Source organism: Endozoicomonas sp. Z74 (assembly GCF_057680865.1).
In genome coordinates, this window is the sequence record NZ_JBLYZI010000075.1 from 1 (window position 1) to 17373 (window position 17373).

Genomic DNA, 17373 nt, shown 5'->3' on the forward strand with positions numbered 1-17373 from the left:
AAGAACGCCAATGGAAACTCTGATAGATGGCAAAGAGATCTGGAAGGAAAAATTTGTAGCCTGAATTTGACCTGACAGACACCCTCTGAAAAATCGGTGACTGTCAGATCAGGTCTGAACTACTACATGTTATAGCCTTATAGCTGCGCTAAGTTATTACCACTTCAACCAGCCCAGGGCATCGTTAATTTTCTTTTTGGCGATACCGGCGGCTTTCATGGCGCTTTTGACGGTGCCTTTTCCGTATCCGGCTTTCTTCAGACACTTGGCTACGCCTTTATGGCTTCTGTCCCAAAGGTCTCCGGCCCGCAGCATTTTGGCGATATCTTTTGATCCAAATCCGGCTTTTCGAAGGTATTTGGCGGCTTTTTCCGAATCAACCTTCAGGGTGTTTTTCAGAACTTTGGACACATCCTTGACGGCAAACCCTGCCCCTTTAAGGAGTTTTCCCACCGCCTCATCGCTCTGGCCAATGCCTTTCAGGGCTTTTCCTATGTCGTCTGCCCGAAGGCCTGCAGACTTCAGGTCTCTGGCAATACTGGCAGGGGTTGCCTTGCTGACAGCCTTCAGGGATTTGGCTACGGTCTGGGCACTGTGGCCAACGGCTTTCAGGTTTTTGGCCACGGTGGCGTTGGAGCTGCCGTATGCGCCTTTCAGCATGCGGGTCAGGTCATCGGCGCTGTGGCCCGCATTTTTCAGCAATCTGGTGGCCTGGGCAGCGCTCTGTTTGTAAGTTTTTCTAGCTACACTGCCAATGTCGTTGGCTTTGAACCCGACTTCTCCCAGAAGTTTGATGGCTTCCTGGGCGCCGGTGGCAAATCCGTTTTTCAATTCGTTGCCAATCTGGTCTGCGGTTCTTCCGGTTTTTTTCAGTAACTGGCTGGCCTCCCTGGCGCTTTGTTTGTAGCCGGTTTTCAGCGCTTTTCCCACAGCGCCAGCCGCTTTGGACAGTTCCACGGCACCGCTGTCCAGAGCATCTAGCCACTCTTCTGCGGTATCGTACAGTGCCGTGACCACAGTTTTGATTTCATTCAGCACCTGTTTTCCCAGTTTGGCCATCTGGGCATTGCTGGCATCTGCTTCCAGGTTGAAAGAAAAACGGTTGCCTGCGAAGGCGAATCGGCCATCCAGCTCAATGTAGGCTTTGTTGTTCTGGTAGCCCATTTCCGTGTCGGCCTTGACTTGGGTGTTCACTTTCAGCTTGCCCAGGTCGGCTTTGACGTTGAGCAGTTTGGCCAGCTCAAATCGCCCCGTCAGCACAAAGTTGATGGCACCGCTCAGAAACAGATCGGTGGGGGATCCCAGTGAGCCGGCGATTTTCCAGTCCAGGTCGTATCGACCGGAAAGAAAGCTTTCTTTCAGGGTAATGGTGGTATCGGACTCTACAATAATATCCACCCCTTTGGTGGTGATATTGGCAAGGGCTGCCGATTCCTGGCCCATCAGGCGCAGGCGGCCGCTGAGTGCCATATGGGGTTTGCGCAGGGCAGGGATTTCATGTTTTGGCTGATTAAACGACGACAGGCTTATTAAAGGCCCTTTTTTATTGTCGTAATCACTGAACCGGAAGAAATCTTTACTGGCTATTTGCAGGGGCTTATCCATATAAGAAGTGGCCGCAATCCCCTTTCTGTCACTGATTTCCACCTGGGTGGACCAGCGCTGGCCAAGAATCTGCAGGCAGCCGGACAGAAAGTAGCCCTGGGTAAAGGTCAGCTCACCCATGCGGGCACCGGTGGGGGCAATGTAGATCTGAGGTGTGATGGCCGCCTCAAGCGTGTTGCCCTTCAGAGTGACCGTATAGTGACGCATGCCTTCCGCCATATCAGTCAGGCTCCAGATACGCCCTTTTTTTCTGACCACGATCAGCAGCATGGATTCGCTGGCAGAAAGGGAGACACCTTCAGCACCAAAGGCTTCTGACACCGCGGCGTGATCTTTTTCATCCAGGGCCGCTGTGGTTTTGGGATTAATGGTAAAGGTCCGGACGGCCCGCAGCTTGATGGAGCGGAAGGTATTGTTGATCTCTTTGGGAAGGCGGGTGACTTTGGCAAACTCTCTGGTGACATCCGCCAGGCTCAGCTGGCTGACCGAGCCTGCCAGCACGCTTTTGGACGGATCTGTGGAGTCAACAATAACGGCAATGGAGGAGCTGAAGCTGCTGGTGTCGATCTGTGCGGCAATGCCCAGGCTGGGAATGCCGCTCCAGTTCACGCCCATGGCCAGCCCCATGTTACTGAGCTTGACGTTACCAAAGTTGATGGTGCCGGTGGCCGACCCGGCAAAATAGATTCCGGAAGGAAGCAGGCTCATGGCCATATTGAAATTGACTGGCTGCTTCTGGATTTTTACCGTCAGCTGGCCAGCCAGGAACAGGGATACATTGCCTTTTTCTGTCATACAGCCAAACTGGGCACTCAATGGGTGCTTACCTAACAGCTGGGTGCTGATGGAAGTGAATACCCGGGTGGCATCGGCCGGGTTTTCAGCAATCTGGACGGTAACCTGCAAACTGGGGTTCAGCCCCAGTATCTGGCGCAGCAGTTTCATGTCTTTGCGTCCGGTATCCAGCTCCCACAGGGCGTGGGCATTAAACCCTTTAACAACGCCGCCACTGGCCGGCATCGGAATGGAAGAACTGCTCAGGGCCGGGGTGTTAAAGGCTGACAGCTCCGGGAAAGAGAAAGAGGGGTTGTCGAAACTGGAGACCAGCAGGGTCAGTTGAGACAGCGTCAGTCTGTCGTCAATCACCTTGAGCGCCTTGAGTCCGGGCAGACTGGACAGCCTGGGCTCATTGAGCACCAGCCCAAAGGCAGCGCCCCACTGCCCGGTTTGTTTGCCTATCTGAAGGGCCAGCGTCCCGAACTCTTCCACCTCGGTGACCAGTATGAAGGTACCGTCATTGCCTGCTTTTTGAATTTGTACGACGTTGTTTTTCAGCTTCAGATCGAATGACCTGGGCAGGGAGAGTTCGCCATCGGTGAAGGTTTCCAGAATGTCGCCCAGGGAGGTTTCAGGGATAAAGCTGTAAATAAGAATATCCCCGGGAGTGTCGTAGGATACCCTCAGGACATTATCCCGGTACATCATCTTGCCACTGACTGAACCACTGAAACCTTGCCCCTGGTTGTAGGCGACGAATAGGGAGACATCATCTACCTGGAGTGTGGCCGGGCCAATGGTAATGGGAAAGTTCCCGTCTTTGCCATCAAAAGCCATGGCCATGGAGTAGGATTTTCCGGGCTTCACGGCCAGCTGGAGTGTACTGATGGTCATTTTGGCGGGCACGGGAATATCCGGCGCCTGTTGTTTCAGCAATTGCCCCAGGGGAATGGCATAGCCAGAGTCCATCTGGGCATAAAGGGTAAAGCCGTCCCGGGAGCTGGCGGTGACCCGGCAGGGAGTATTACCCAGCAACATCTGTGCTGTCATCCGGGTTTCAACGGTGCGGTTGCTGGAGCTGGCTGATGTGGGAAATGGGTCGCTGACAATGAAGGTGCAGGTGATGCCTGTCAGGGAAAAACGATTGGGCCAGATTTGCCAGTTCAATTCCGGCATGCCGATTACGGCGGTTATTTCCTCTACCTGGATGGCCGTAGGGTTGCTGTAGTCCACCAGAACACTGAAGCCGGAGAGCTCCAGTTTTCCCAGTGCCTTGCCCAGTTTTTTCAACTCTTTTGGCAGGTGCCCTAGAAACCCGTCTTTGGAGCCACTGATCCCAGACATATCGGATAGATTACCCAGGGAGAGTCCTTCACATTCCGCAACACCAAACCACTGGGGAATCCCCGGCTCAAAGGGCAGACTGATCCGGGTGCTGATATTGGCTTTGGGCAGGTTGACCGATCCAGTGAACCCCTGGACCGGACGGAAAGCGGGATTGGTGTCATTAAGCACCCAGCTGTCACTGATGGGCGTGTATACCTGCAGTCCATCGGCGTTTATTTCAACGGCTTTTTGACCGAGGCTGGCACCTATGCTGGTCTCAATGCTGAGCAGGATTCCCGGAAGGCCGCGCTCACCTGAATCAGGGCCAAATTGACTCTTTACGCTCCAGGGAAACAGGAAGTTGTCTCCGTTTTCCATGAACCGGGTGCGCAGCTGGCTGGGTGTTTCTCCCTGAACCGGTAAGCGAATCTGTCCGGTGACCGGGAGTTCCCTGGTGACTTGAAATGCGTTGGCGGCAATGGCTACTGGCCCGGTGGGGCGAACCATGGCGATAAAATTAATCCCCGGTAACAGTGACCGCTGGCTGACAGGGTCTGTGACCGTTGAACTGGACACCACGAAAGAGGCATTAAAGAAGTCGTAATCATCCAGAGGCACCCGGGTGGGTTGCCATTTCTCTCCGGTTTCCCGGTCGAACAGGCTATATTGAGTGTCGTCCGCTACCCTTGGCAGGTCGGGAAAACTTTTTGAGAAACACCAGTCGTTGGGGCCGGGGTTGGCCCCCAGCAGAGCAAAAGAGGCGACTAACTGCACCTGACCGCTATTATCAATCCAGCATTGAATTGTGGTTTTTGTATTGGGCACATTCAGAAAGGATGAGGCGCCTTCGATAATGATTTGCCGTTCTTTCCCATCATTTTTGACCAGTTTCAGCTGGCTTATATTCAAACTCCGGTTATCGAAACCGGCGGTAAAGAAGGTTTTGACAGAGTCTGGAAAGTCAGTGCTTTTCAGTGTCAGAGTTTTTCGACTGATGGTTTTGTTTTTGATGCTGAACAGGCTTTGAAGTGCTGAAAAATCCATTACAACCCCTGAGTTTTTTATTATGAAAATGCCACTGTTTTTTTTGCAGTGTCCATTTGCATGGTTTCGGGTGAGCGGCATTTTCCGCTTATGGCTGTTTATCCGCTCATGGCTGTTTATTCGCGGGTTACGATTTAACCGTCATAGGGTCAAAAAAACTGATGCCCTGTTGGTAGTCATCCCAGTATTTGGAATCCGATGTGGTCGGTTCCTTCCAGTAAAGGGGGTGCTTTTTGGTAAAGGGCAGGGAATGCTCAATAAAAGGACTGATGCTTTTCAGCTTGGTCATGGTCAAATTGGAAGGGTTGACCTCGGCACTGGAAGAGGAGTCCCAGCGGTTGGCACCATTGTCCTCTGTGCCCGATTTATAATAAAGCACCTGGCGCAGATCCTTGCGTATGCCGGAACCATAGTGACCATCGCAGCGCATGGCAAAGCCGCCGGGTTTGGCGACAATGTTGGCGGGTCGAAGGGGCATGCCACAGGAAATGAGTAACTGGGCATGGATGTCTTTTGTCTGGTCCGGGTACATCTTCAATACACTGTGATCCGCACAGATTTCCGTACCAATGCGCAGCCCGCCAAATTCAATGATGTGGTCTTTAATGGAGGTCCACATGGCGGTGCGCCGGTAGAATTCCGCACGGTCCATCCAGTCACCGTCAAAATTCAGCTCTTTCACATCCTTCTCTTTGGGAAGCCGCTGGGAGGGGACTCCGTCAATGCGGGAGGGGCGCATTTTCTCTACCAGCCTGCCCCCCATAAAGCCCTCATCGCCGTTAATCACCAGGGCGGTATTCTGATCTATACGCCACTTGTCGCCAGACAGGGACCAGGTATCCCGATACCACATAATGGTTCCGGGGATGACCAGCCAGTGCTCCAGGGCCGGGCTGGCACTGATGGTCTGCCCCAATACGTCACCAATAGCCGAATAGACCGCACCGGAGTATGCCCGCGGTTCTGCGGGAGGGCGAAAATAAAATTCCGGTGCTACAAACAGGTTCAGGACACCGTCTTTCTTAATGTCCTTGCGGTACTTCAAAGTGGTCACTGCCAGCTCAAGGGTTACCAGCAGTCGCTGGAGCCGGGCATGGAGATCGGCATCGCTTTTGATGATTTTCAGGGATTCCGGCTGGCCTTTTAAATTCACCAGCGTGTCCGGCTTGCCCTGATTGGACGCCGCTTCTGTGTCTACCAGGCCGGCAGCGACTTTCATTTCAGGAAAGCCGGTAAAGAGTTTCACTAGTGCGCTGTGATCCAGCAGCCCTTCTGCCGGAACCTCATATTCGACAGTCCCCGTTTTCTTCATGGCGATGGTGGGGGTGTTATAGGCAATAAAGCGGATGTGGGAATAAGCCATTATGAGTCTCCAGTTCCCTTTGATGGGTTCAGGTCTGGCAGGGGGCCAGCCTGAGTGGTCAGTCCTTTTTGCTACAGGGTTTCATGGATTCCAGGTGCAGCTCACGAATCAGAGCCAGTACCCCGGTAATCAACATGGCACTGGCAAGGGCGGGTAGAAACTCAACCAGAAATTCCATCAGGTAGGTGGTGGCCAGTACATGGTTTTTAATGACGGGAATGGGAAGGAAGAGAATGACACCCGCTTTGACCAAGTGCTGTTCGAAGGACTGCAGGCACTGCCACGCCTGTTTTATTTTGAAAATGGGAAGCTGTTTGATGGAGTCTTTGGCGGCGTATATAAGATAGGCAGCAGTGCCTGACAGCACGGCCACTAAAAATGCAGTGCTTAACACGTTTGGCATGTTTCAGTCCTTCTTGTTGTCTTTTTTATACTCCTGAGACGAGCACGCTGATGCCCAGGAGTGCTGTATTGTCAAATACCCAGAACGGATTTGGCGCTCTCAAGGAACTGCTGTCGCTCTTCGATTCCGTTGTAGCCCCCGTTGATTCGCCGGGTGATGGCCCTGAGGTCATCCTGGTCCGCGTACTGGTTCAGGTTTCTGGAGTCCCAGAACCAGCAGGCTGCCCGGACAGCGTCTTCCGGCTCTGACTCCAGCAGTTCCGGTCTTCCTAAGTAATCAGTACTGCAGCTGTCGGACAGTTTCTGGTAATTATCCCTGCCCGTCAGTTGAATCAGTCCACGCCCCCGGTACCGCCAGCCATCACCGGAGTTTTCCGGGCCATTTCCCATTCGGTTGGCGTATACCCGGTTGGCAATGGCTTCGGGGTGACGGGCATAACTTCGGGCACTGTCGTTGGTGGTGAAATATTTGCCAAATACCGCTCTCAGGGCTTTGGCGCTGTAATTCAGATTTTCAGAAAGCCATTTAAAACTGCCGCTTTCATGGGCCAGTTGGGCGATAAAATGGGCTTGTCGCAAAGGGGTATTGATGTCGCTGGTCAACATGCCACTGGTTAATGGTGACGAAAACCTGGAGGCATCAGCATCACGCATGGCTGGCATAATGGCTTGAAGCTGGCTGGCGGTTATACCTGTAGTTATGACGTCGTCAGAGCCTGAAAGCAGAGACGCTTCATTGTTTGAGCTTTCAACAAAACCAGGAATATCCAGGGAGCTGCCAACCTGGATACGGTTAATGTCATCAATCGCATTCGCTTCTGCAATCAGGGTGTATTTTGAAGGGTCACCATAAAACTGCCGGGCAATTCCAGACAGACTGTCACCCGCTTTAACGGTATATTTCACGACAAATTCCCTTTTGTTTTTGTGGTTATTTCCGGACTTCAGCCCTCAGCTTATGGTGCTGAATAAGGCTCTCTCCATACGTCCAGTGTCTTTTTTAAACGGTTGGCGAGAGAAAATCCATAGCCACGAGTGTAAATGTGCCTACGAGTAGACATTATTCATTTATTTCAAATATTGATTTCAGGCTTGCCTGAATGGAATAAGAACATTTTCACTTTATTATCTTCCCACGGAATCAATAATTGCCAGACCAGCAGTTGGGGTTGGCCTGGTTTCAGAAGATGAATCAAATATTCTAAAGAGCGTTTATGAGCAAGCTATTTGAGTCAGCCCAGGTACAGGGCATGCAGCTGAGTAACCGGGTGGTAATGGCGCCCATGACACGGGCCAGGACCTCCCAGCCCGGAAATATTCCAAATACAATGATGGCCGACTACTACGCCCAGCGTGCCAGTGCCGGATTGATTATTTCGGAAGCAACCCAGATTTCCGATGACAGCCAGGGGTATTCCTTCACACCGGGGGTTTACACAGAGGCTCAGCAGGTGGGCTGGAAAAAAGTGACCGATGCGGTGCATGAAAAAGGGAGCAGAATATTCAACCAGCTCTGGCATGTAGGGCGTGTTTCTCACCCAGTGTTCCAGAAGGGCAGTGCCCCCATGGCGCCCTCTGCATTAAAGCCGGTGGACACTCAGGTCTGGATTGCCGATGAGCAGGGGCAGGGGCAAATGATCGACTGTGTTGAACCCAGAGCCATGACCGAAGAGGATATTCAGCGGGTGGTTGGTGATTTTGCCTTCGCAGCCAGGAAGGCAGTGGCAGCCGGGTTCGACGGTGTTGAAATTCATGGTGGCAATGGTTACCTGGTTGACCAGTTTCTCAGGACAAACTCCAACCACCGGACGGACCAATACGGCGGTAGTCGGGAAAACCGGATTCGCTTCCTGTTGGAAGTGGTGGATGCAGTGATTGCTGAAATTGGAGCCGATAAGGTGGGTGTACGCCTGGCGCCTTTTGTGACCTTCAAGGATATGAATTGCCCGGATATTGTTCCCACTATTCTGGAAGCCGCCAGAGAATTACAGCGCCGGAATATTGGCTACATGCACCTCTCTGAAGCTGACTGGGAGGATGCTCCCACCATTCCTTTGCAATTTAGAAAAGACCTGAGGGAAGTGTTCAGTAATACCATTATTGTGGCAGGACGGTATGACCTGGAGAGAGCCAACTGGATTCTGGAGGAAGGCTATGCTGATCTGATCGCTTTTGGACGACCCTTTGTGGGCAATCCGGATCTGGTTGAACGTTTGCAGAATAACCAGCCCCTTTCAGATCTTGATCCGGCCACCCTGTTTGGTGGAACGGAACAGGGATACACTGACTATCCCAGATATAATGCGGCTTAACCCAGCCCTGTAAGCTGCTGAAGCCTATATAAGAGCAGTGGTAACTCACACCTTGTAAATGAAGAGCCTGTTGGTGAATGGCTGCTCCAAGCCTCCACATCAACAGGCTTTTTTATGCCTGGCAATGTATTTTCAAATTTTTTTTGAAAACCTTTCAATGCTCCCCCTGTTTTTCCCGAACGCTATTGTGGCTATTGTGTCTTCCATACCCACAGCGCATTTTTGATGAACTTAAAGTAAAAGGGGGAGTGATGAATATTGTTGAAAAGGCCAAATCCCGTTATTCCACAAAGGTCTTCAATCCAGGGAAAAAACTATCTGAGGAGCAGGTACAGGCCGTCAGGGAGTTGATTCGTTTCAGCCCCTCCAGTACCAATGTTCAGCCATGGCATTTTATTCTGGCCAGCAGCGAGGAAGGCAAAGCCAGAATTGCCGAGGCTACCCAGGGGTTTTATTCCTTTAACGAATCAAAGATTCTGAATGCCTCCCATGTTCTGGTGTTCTGTGCCAAAACCGGTATTGATGAACACTATCTTGCCGATTTGCTGAACGCTGAAGATCAGGATGGCCGGTTTGCCTCAGAAGAGTTCAGAACGGGTCAGCACAATGGGCGTTCTTATTTTGTTAACAAGCATCGTTATGACTTGAAAGACGCCAGCCATTGGATGGAAAAGCAGGTTTACCTGAACCTTGGCGCTTTACTGCTGGGAGTTTCTACACTGGGTATTGATGCTGTGCCCATTGAAGGGTTTGACAGCAAAGTACTGGATGAAACATTCGAGCTTCGTGAGCAAGGTTACACCAGTCTTGTGGTTGTGCCTCTGGGGTATCGCAGCGAAGAGGACTTCAATGCGGCTTTGCCCAAGTCACGCTGGCCTGAGTCCAGGATCATCAGTGAGTATTAAGCCATGATTCATTTAATGGCCGAATTGAAAGCGGCCCCGGGCTGTGAGCAGTCCCTGGAAACCCTGCTGAGGGGGCTTCTGGAGCCTACCCGGGAAGAGCCAGGGTGCTGTCAGTATGAGCTCTTTCAGGACTCAGAGGATAACGGGCTGTTTGTCATGCAGGAAATATGGTGTTCCCGCAAGAGTCTTGATCAGCACCTGGGCAGTGAACATTTCCTGCAATTTCAACAGAACAGCCAGGCATTGCTGGAATTCGTAAAAATGCGACCACTCAACTTTATTGGTTGATGTACATCCAGCTTTGCGACGACTAATCGATGTTAATGGAGAAGAACATGTCTCAACTGACGACCATGAAGGCTATTGGTTTCACCCGGTCACAGCCTGTTGACCAGCCTGAAAGCCTGTTTGAGTTTGATATGGCCATGCCTGAACCGGGAGACCATGATTTACTGGTGAAGGTCAGTGCCGCCTCAATCAATCCGGCGGATGCGAAAATTCGTGTACGTGCGGCTTCCGATAAAGTACTGGAAACACCAAGAGTCATGGGATACGACGCTGTTGGTATTATTCAGTCTGTAGGCAGTAAGGTGGAGGGCTTCAGTGCTGGTGATCGTGTGTTCTATGCCGGAGATGTTACCCGACAGGGCTCCAATGCCCAGTATCAATGCGTGGATTACCGGATCGCAGCTCTGGCCCCTGCCAGCCTGACAGACCCTGAAGCTGCGGTTATGCCGTTGACCGGGTTGACGGGTTGGGAGGCCATCTTTGACCGTCTTAAGGTCAGCCCAGCCGAAAAGAAAACGCTGTTGATTATCGGTGGTGCAGGCGGAGTGGGTTCTATCACTACCCAGATTGCCAAACAGATGACCAATCTGACCGTTATTGCCACGGCTTCCCGGCCGGAAACCGAGCAGTGGGTTAAAGAGATGGGGGCAGACCATGTGGCCAATCACCGGGACCTGGTGAATTCGGTCAAGGCGCTGGGTTTTGAAACCGTGGATTATATTTTCAATGTGGCCGACACATTAGGGCACTGGGATGCCATGGCTGAATTGATTGCACCCCAGGGCACCATCGGTTCAATTGTTGAGTTTGATGGGGGCATTGACCTGAGCAAGCTCCAGGGCAAGTCGGTAGGTTTTGTCTGGGAACTGATGTTTACCCGTTCACTGTATAAGACAGAGGATATGCAAAAACAGCAGGATATCCTCAGGCAGCTGGCCAACCTGATTGATGCCGGGAGGATCAAAACCACCATGACGGATACCATTGAAGGTTTCAGTGCTGAATCCCTGAAGGAAGCTCATCGTCGCATTGAAAGTGGCTCTTCCATTGGCAAGATTGCCATTCACTATCTGTGATCTGACAACATTCGTCGGCTAATGAGCTCTTTAGTGTTGACCCTCACCCCAGCCTTCTCCCAAAGGGAGAGGGTGTTTTTGGAGTAGTCGATATGGATCAACATCAGCTCCAGCCCTCTTCCAGAGGGAGTTTGGTGGAGATCAGTTAACTCTTTGACTGCCCAGAGCAGCCAGCGCCTTTGTGTGTTGCTGCTCACACTTGTTTTTGAGAAATTCCTGAAATTTCCGAAGGGTTGGACTGAGCAACCGGCGGTCGGCGCAGACCATATAAAGCGGCGCTGGCTCCCCATCCCAGTCGGGCAGGAGCCGAAGCAGTTTTTTCTCAATGATGTCCTGGCTGACATCCATCAGAGACTTATACACAATCCCTCTGTTGTTGACTGCCATCCGGCGGATCAGGTCTCCATCGTTGGCGCAGGCATTGCCACTGACGACAATCTCCACAGTATCCAAATTGTCTTTTGTTTCTCCATTTCGGGTAAGCACCCAGTGATTATGGGGGCGATCTGAAAGCCTGTAGAACAGACAGTTGTGTTGACCCAGGTCTTCAGGTGCTTCAGGCGCCTGGTGACTGGCCAGATAGCCCGGGCCTGAGCACAGCACCCGGATGTTATTCCTGCAAAGAGGGATGGCGATCATGCTGGATTCTGGCGGCTCACCATACCGAATGGCGATATCCACCGAGCTGGAATACATGTCTGCCAGACTGTCAGATAACTCTATGTTGATGGTGACGTTCGGGTGGTCTGTGGTGAATTCTTCCACCCAGCCCAGCAACAGGTTTCGCCCAAAATCCGATGGAGCAGCCAGATGCAACTTGCCGACCAGTTCCCCCCGGGCACTGGTGATCTGCTCAAGGCCTTCCTGGATCAGGTTCAGTGCCTGGGTGGCTTTTTCCAGAAAGACTTCACCTTCCCCGGTCAGCCTCAGACTCCGTGTAGAGCGGACAAATAAAGGAAATCCCACCTGGGTTTCAAGGCGTTTAATGGCGGCACTGATGGCCGCTGGGGTCAGGCCCAGGCGATTGGCGGCTTTGGAAAAGCTTCCCTGCCGGGCGGTTTCCACAAACAGGGACAGTTCATTCAGAGGTTTCATTGCTCACTCTAACTGCAGGGTTGGACAGGCAGCGGCATCGCTGAGTATATAAATTCTGCCGTTGGGAAACCTTAACCCTGTTTTAATACAGCAGGAACAGGCTCCTCAAGGAGCCTTTTTTGGAAGTGAGTAAAGGGTTACCTCACCTTCCTGCTCTTCTGAGCGCCGAAGGGGTAAAGGATCTCCGGCTGGCGGTGAAGGCGTAGTTGATGGGGCTGGACTCTTCGTTGGTAAGGCTCATGGCAATGTAGCGACCGCTTTGCAGGTCATAGAGGACCTCCGCAGCCATATTGGTCAGTTGCTGATTGCTCTGGTAGGTCAGGTGCCCTTCAGCGGTTCTCCAGAGGGCGCCTTTACCATCAAAGTGGTCTGCCAGAACAATCTGCCAGGAGTCTTCATCAATATACAGCACACGGCGATCGTAAATATGACGGGTGTTGTCTTTCAGAACCGCCTCCACCTGCCATACCCGGTGCAGTTCGTAACGTGTATGTTGCTGGTCTATATGCCCTTTTTTGATCAGCTCTTTGTAGCTCAGGTTTTTTGAGGCCAGTTGATAGGCATTGTAGGGAATGTACATCTCTTTTTTGCCCAGCAACCTCCACTCATAACGGTCCGGGGCTCCATTGAACATGTCAAAGTTGTCAGAGGTGCGTGTCCCTTCTGAGGCAAATCCCGGGGCGTCATAAGTGGAAGCGGGAGCTCTTCTCACCCGTCGTTGACCGGAAAAGTAGGCCCAGGCCCGACGGGCTTCTTTAACCTGATCCATGGTTTCGTGGAGCAGCAGTATATTTCCGGTCATTCTTGCAGGAGAGACGGCCCGACGCATGAAATAGAAGAGGATATTGTCGTCTTTTTCAGGATCAAACCCTTCCTCCAGCCCGACCGGCGCAACCCAGACATCGTGCATTCTTACCGGAGTGAATGCGCCGTTGGCCTGGACCACAGCATGGGTGGTATAGGATTCAAAAGCTCCGCCCCGATAGCGGGTCAGATGATTCCATACCACTTCCAGGCCATTACCGGGAATGGGAAAAGGCGTTAATTCATCAAAGTTCAATACGCCATTCCCCCCGTCAGCCAGAGTTGCGGTGGTTGCGTTTCGGGCGGCCTTGTCATACACCGTCTGTGAATAGGCGACAGGTCGATGGCTGGGATAAACCGGTATCCGGTAAGTGTCCGGGTACATCTTCAGCATTGCCTGTAAACCCGGGGACAGCTGCTCCTGATATTGTTCCATATTACGGGCAGTGATGGTGAACAGCGGTTTTTCTTCAGCATAAGGGTTGATGTAATGACCATCAGGCGTCTGAGTGGTCACCGGCTTACCGGTCCATGCAGGAATGCTGCCCGCGCTGTTGCCTGCTTTCTCCGCTCCCATGGGAGTCAGTTCCCGGCCCAGGCTGAGGGCCTGCTCGGGTGTTACTTTGGCCAGGCTTGAGAAACTGGACAGCAGAATAGCCAGGGCAGCAGTGAAATACATTATGGGTTTCATTTTTATTCTCCTAGAAGCTGACACCAACGCTGATTGAGGCAAAATCCCGGTCCTTCCCGGTGTTGTACTGGCCTCCCCAGAATGAGGTAAATGAAAGACTGGCGGTATAGGTACTGAGGTAATCCGCTGTCAGCCCCAGGCTCAGGGCCTGCCGGTCTTCCACAAAAATACCGTTGCTGGAATACCCTTTCACGTCCATGGCATAAGCGACATTCGGCGTCAGATTGATACCGGCAAAAACATTGCTGTAACTGAGTGAGGTGCTGAGCCGGTAGCCCCAGGCGTCGGAGGTATAAGTGCCCTCCTGGTTGCTGTCTGTGGCATTACCGAATAGAGGTGAGCGTCCGTAGAATTTCTCATTCTGATCCAGATTGCCGGTATGGGAATAACCCAGCTCTGCAATCAGAGTCATTCTTGAGGCACCCAGCACCTGGTCCAGAAACCGGCCTGCCGTCAGCTGGGCCTGAGTTACCGGAAGCCGGTCATAGCCAGTATTGGTCTGGTTCAGGTAACGGGCTCCGCCCTCAAGCCCCAGGGATTTCGACAGCAGGTTGGTGGAGTTTTCCTGAACCGGCTGGTTTGGGCGATAACTCACTTCTCCCGAGAAGGAGTAGGCGCCGTAGGACGTATTAAAACTGATTCCATACAGCTCAATGGCTTCCGGGTATTCCAGGAAATAGCTGGAACTGGCAAAGTCCGGCATGATGGTCGGGCCTGGGAGCACCGTTGGGGCATTGGCAGCGCCGTTGGTTGATAGAATGGGTGTGCGGCTATGGTATTTCAGATAGTAAAGCCCGAATTCTGTTTCATTCAGAGCCGGTGCAAAGATTCTGGCGGCAATACCATACTGGCCATCGTTATCCGGGGTAGCATCCGCACTCCTGGCCACGTAAGCACCCATGGCAATGGCCTGGGATTCCGACAGTGTGTCACCGGAAACGGTAATCAGGCTGTAGTCGGCGTCCGTAATAATGTCAGAGCCCGCAAAGAAGGTTCCGCCACCATCGAAGACGGTTGCCTGCCAGGTGAGCTGATAGAAGGCCTCCAGGGTCAGGTTGTCGGTCATTCCCAGGTTGGCATAGATCATATTGACCGGCAGAAGGCCTTCTTTTATTTCCGCTCCGGGCCGTCGGAAGGCGTTCACGTCAACCGGGTTGATGCTGTTGATTCCGCCCTGGATAAAGGTGCTTTCCCCCCAGCTGACCACCTGTTTCCCCAGTCTGACTTCAAGAGGGGCGTTGTCAATTTCAAAGTCGCTGTGGACGTATGCATCCAGAAGGGCGGCACCGGAAAATTTCTGGAGCCGGTCAAATTGCCCGTCATTGAGTTTAACCCCGCCGGAGCTGTAACCCGTTGCCAGGTGGCCCCGTTGAACGGTTGAGTCTTTCAGGCGCCGGTCGTACCAGTATTTCCCCCTGACAAACAGGCCGTAGTTCCGGTATGACAGAGACAGATCATGAACCCCCTTGATGGTCTCGGAAAACGTTTCCCCTTTTTTAAAGTTCAGCCGACCATCGTCGGTTGTCGTGCTTTCCCCACTGCCGCCATTGCCTCCGCCGACCAGCGTGTAGTCGGCACCCTCTGTGGACCAGCTGGCTCCTATGGACAGGTGGGAGTTAAAACTGCCCTCAAGCTCTCCATGGGAAAACTCTATTCCGTGGGAAGCTCCCGTCAGTGAAAGAAGGATGGCTGCGGACAGGGCGGATAATCGCAGGCCCGATGATTCATGCATGTTTTGGCTCTCTCTTTTATTATTTTTCTTTGGCTATGGGCATTTGTTGATTGCAAGGTTTTACCGGGTTATGGGCTCACGGGTTGTTTCGATCTCAAGGGCAAGGGCGAACTTGCCAGCAATTTGCTCTACCCGCTCTGGGTCAGAAGTCGTCTTGATGATGGCCACCATGCCCCTCCGCTGATCCTGGTGGATTTGAAGGTCTGCCTTGATTCCCTGCTTTTGCAGCGCTTCAGCGAGTACCCTGTGAGCGGCTTTACAGCGAAGTGCCGGTTTGAACGGTTTTCCCACCGCCGTCAAGGGGAGCTGTTGAATCACTTCAAGGTACACCGGGCAGGCGGCCCGCTCCTGAATCTGGTCCCTGGCAAACTGGATCAAGGCCTCCACAGAGGGCTGTTCTCCCTGTTTAAGGGTCAGGTAGGCGCAGGGCAGCTCACCGGCATAGGCATCGGGTTGTCCAACGGCAGCAACACCGGTGACTGCGGGATGTTTGATCAGAGCTTCTTCGATCAACCCAGGGTCAATGTTATGGCCTCCCCGGATGATCAGATCTTTGGCCCTTCCCGTGAGCCAGACATAGCCCTGTTCATCAATACGGGCCAGATCTCCGGTGTTGAGCCAGCCATCTTCCAATAGCACGCCCTGGTTGTTTCTGGACTGAAGGTAGCCAGGGAAGACATTAGGCCCTTTAACCAGCAAAGTACCGGTTTCATTAACAGCGCAATCGGCCGCAATGGCATTTTGCTGGCTGATGTGGGCAATGCGCAGTTGCTGAAAAGGGAGGCGAATGCCAATGGAGCCGGGCTTTCTTTCTCCTGCAGGAGGGTTGAGAGTGCTGACACAGCCAGCTTCCGTCAGGCCATAGCCTTCAAGCACTCTTGCTCCGGTCTCGGTTTCAAAGCAGGTCAGCAAATACCGGGATAGGGGGGCTGCACCACAAATCGCAAACTCCAGAGAGCGGATATCTCTGCCATCAACAGGCACATTCAGCAAAGAAGAGAGAATGGTGGGCACGCATGAAAAAACAGTGGCCCTGTGCTTTTCAACCAATGCCCAGAAGTTGTCGATCAGTCCTGGGGTTCGATAACCCCCGGGGGTGGCGAGCACTACCGTGTGCCCCTTGAGAAAAGAAGACAGGCCTGTGCCGATGACCGCGTTAACATGAAACAGAGGGAGCCCCACAAGACAGACATCTCCCGGTTTGCCGGGCATCATCAGGGCTGCAGACCAGGCATTGGCGACTTCGTTGAAGTGAGTATGCCGGGCAATTTTTGGGGTGCCAGTGGTACCGCCGGTATGGAAACAGGAGGCGATATCACTTCCCTTGATGTTTCGTGGGCGAAGCAGGCTGTTGGGTTCCTGGCTGGCGATTGCCCGGTGAAAGTTGTGGACCTGGATTTCCGGGGGCAGGCTCAGTTCGGAATGCTGCTCCTCCGGGCCGACAATCACAATGTGCGAGAGGTTGCTTACCTGCCGTGACAGCTGCATCACTTTGCGCCATTGCCCGGTGTTGGTTGATGGCCCGGTGGTGACCAGCACCTCACTACCCGCCTGGTTCATCAAAGAGGCCAGGGTGTCTGCTTCCAGCATTGGGTTCAGGGCATTAACGACACCGGATGCTTCTGCCCCCCAGAGGGTGAAATGGGTTTCAGGAAGATTGGGCAACAGAAAAGAAACTCTGGGTAAGTCCTGGGTCAGGGACAGAAACAGGTTGGCGGTCTGAGTGATTTTATGAAACAGCTCAATATAGCTGTAAGTCTCGATCGGGCCATTGGGGTCTACGGACGGAAGAAAGCGCAGAGCTTCCTGGTTTTGGTATGTTTCAGCAGCCCAGGTGAGCAGCTCATAGGTGTTGTGAAAGGGCAGCTGCTGTTCAAGGGGGACATCCTCAAGGGTGTTGATATCCTGCAGCTGTCTCACAGTTGTTTTAGCAGAAAACATAGCTCCGTTCCC

The 17373-nt window shown here is 52.7% G+C and carries 12 protein-coding genes; 4 read left to right on the plus strand and 8 right to left on the minus strand.

Going from position 1 to position 17373, the window contains the following annotated elements:
• Positions 1-156: 156 nt before the first annotated feature.
• The 4 genes from ACNRUY_RS18560 to ACNRUY_RS18575 all read right to left on the minus strand — a co-directional run bounded on the left by ACNRUY_RS18560 (position 157) and on the right by ACNRUY_RS18575 (position 7423).
• Entirely contained in the window at positions 157-4752 is a 4596-nt protein-coding gene (locus ACNRUY_RS18560) for a hypothetical protein (RefSeq protein WP_488113145.1), read from the minus strand.
• 127 nt (positions 4753-4879) lie between these two features.
• Entirely contained in the window at positions 4880-6115 is a 1236-nt protein-coding gene (locus ACNRUY_RS18565) for a hypothetical protein (protein WP_488113146.1), read from the minus strand.
• A 58-nt stretch (positions 6116-6173) separates the two neighbouring features.
• Entirely contained in the window at positions 6174-6518 is a 345-nt protein-coding gene (locus ACNRUY_RS18570) for a hypothetical protein (RefSeq protein WP_488113147.1), read from the minus strand.
• A 71-nt stretch (positions 6519-6589) separates the two neighbouring features.
• Positions 6590-7423, minus strand: coding sequence for a LysM peptidoglycan-binding domain-containing protein (locus ACNRUY_RS18575; RefSeq protein WP_488113148.1), 834 nt, complete (start codon positions 7421-7423; stop codon positions 6590-6592).
• Between the two features lie 308 nt (positions 7424-7731).
• On the opposite strand from ACNRUY_RS18575, the gene ACNRUY_RS18580 reads away from it, so the two are divergent.
• From ACNRUY_RS18580 to ACNRUY_RS18595, 4 genes are all read left to right on the plus strand, one after another.
• Positions 7732-8829: an alkene reductase gene (locus tag ACNRUY_RS18580; RefSeq protein WP_488113149.1), complete on the plus strand. Its 1098-nt coding sequence runs from the start codon at positions 7732-7734 to the stop codon at positions 8827-8829.
• A 251-nt stretch (positions 8830-9080) separates the two neighbouring features.
• Entirely contained in the window at positions 9081-9734 is a 654-nt protein-coding gene (nfsB, locus tag ACNRUY_RS18585) for an oxygen-insensitive NAD(P)H nitroreductase (RefSeq protein WP_488113150.1), read from the plus strand.
• A 15-nt stretch (positions 9735-9749) separates the two neighbouring features.
• Positions 9750-10022 (plus strand): putative quinol monooxygenase, encoded by a 273-nt coding sequence (locus tag ACNRUY_RS18590; protein ID WP_488113151.1) that lies wholly within the window; start codon positions 9750-9752, stop codon positions 10020-10022.
• Between the two features lie 47 nt (positions 10023-10069).
• Positions 10070-11098 carry a zinc-binding alcohol dehydrogenase family protein gene (locus ACNRUY_RS18595; protein WP_488113152.1) on the plus strand — a complete coding sequence of 343 codons (1029 nt, stop codon included), beginning with the start codon at positions 10070-10072 and terminating at the stop codon, positions 11096-11098.
• 141 nt (positions 11099-11239) lie between these two features.
• Here the strand turns inward: ACNRUY_RS18595 and ACNRUY_RS18600 are convergent, their stop codons facing one another.
• The 4 genes from ACNRUY_RS18600 to ACNRUY_RS18615 all read right to left on the minus strand — a co-directional run bounded on the left by ACNRUY_RS18600 (position 11240) and on the right by ACNRUY_RS18615 (position 17361).
• On the minus strand, positions 11240-12193 hold the full coding sequence (locus ACNRUY_RS18600; RefSeq protein ID WP_488113153.1) for a LysR family transcriptional regulator: 954 nt from the start codon (positions 12191-12193) through the stop codon (positions 11240-11242).
• Positions 12194-12335: 142 nt separating this feature from the next.
• Positions 12336-13688 (minus strand): DUF1329 domain-containing protein, encoded by a 1353-nt coding sequence (locus ACNRUY_RS18605; RefSeq protein ID WP_488113154.1) that lies wholly within the window; start codon positions 13686-13688, stop codon positions 12336-12338.
• Between the two features lie 10 nt (positions 13689-13698).
• A complete protein-coding gene (locus ACNRUY_RS18610; RefSeq protein WP_488113155.1) occupies positions 13699-15420 on the minus strand; it encodes a DUF1302 domain-containing protein in 1722 nt (573 codons plus the stop codon).
• A 60-nt stretch (positions 15421-15480) separates the two neighbouring features.
• The gene (locus tag ACNRUY_RS18615) at positions 15481-17361 is read right to left on the minus strand and encodes an acyl-CoA synthetase (protein ID WP_488113156.1); all 1881 of its coding nucleotides are present in this window, start codon (positions 17359-17361) and stop codon (positions 15481-15483) included.
• Positions 17362-17373: the final 12 nt, after the last annotated feature.

Excerpts from the sequence above, each read along its gene's own strand:
- ACNRUY_RS18590 (WP_488113151.1), top strand. The coding sequence starts at position 9,750 with ATGGCCGAATTGAAAGCGGCCCCGGGCTGTGAGCAGTCCCTGGAAACC.
- ACNRUY_RS18615 (WP_488113156.1), bottom strand. The coding sequence starts at position 17,361 with ATGTTTTCTGCTAAAACAACTGTGAGACAGCTGCAGGATATCAACACC.
- ACNRUY_RS18600 (WP_488113153.1), bottom strand. The coding sequence starts at position 12,193 with ATGAAACCTCTGAATGAACTGTCCCTGTTTGTGGAAACCGCCCGGCAG.
- ACNRUY_RS18565 (WP_488113146.1), bottom strand. The coding sequence starts at position 6,115 with ATGGCTTATTCCCACATCCGCTTTATTGCCTATAACACCCCCACCATC.
- ACNRUY_RS18595 (WP_488113152.1), top strand. The coding sequence starts at position 10,070 with ATGTCTCAACTGACGACCATGAAGGCTATTGGTTTCACCCGGTCACAG.
- ACNRUY_RS18605 (WP_488113154.1), bottom strand. The coding sequence starts at position 13,688 with ATGAAACCCATAATGTATTTCACTGCTGCCCTGGCTATTCTGCTGTCC.
- ACNRUY_RS18610 (WP_488113155.1), bottom strand. The coding sequence starts at position 15,420 with ATGCATGAATCATCGGGCCTGCGATTATCCGCCCTGTCCGCAGCCATC.
- nfsB (WP_488113150.1), top strand. The coding sequence starts at position 9,081 with ATGAATATTGTTGAAAAGGCCAAATCCCGTTATTCCACAAAGGTCTTC.
- ACNRUY_RS18560 (WP_488113145.1), bottom strand. The coding sequence starts at position 4,752 with ATGGATTTTTCAGCACTTCAAAGCCTGTTCAGCATCAAAAACAAAACC.
- ACNRUY_RS18570 (WP_488113147.1), bottom strand. The coding sequence starts at position 6,518 with ATGCCAAACGTGTTAAGCACTGCATTTTTAGTGGCCGTGCTGTCAGGC.
- ACNRUY_RS18580 (WP_488113149.1), top strand. The coding sequence starts at position 7,732 with ATGAGCAAGCTATTTGAGTCAGCCCAGGTACAGGGCATGCAGCTGAGT.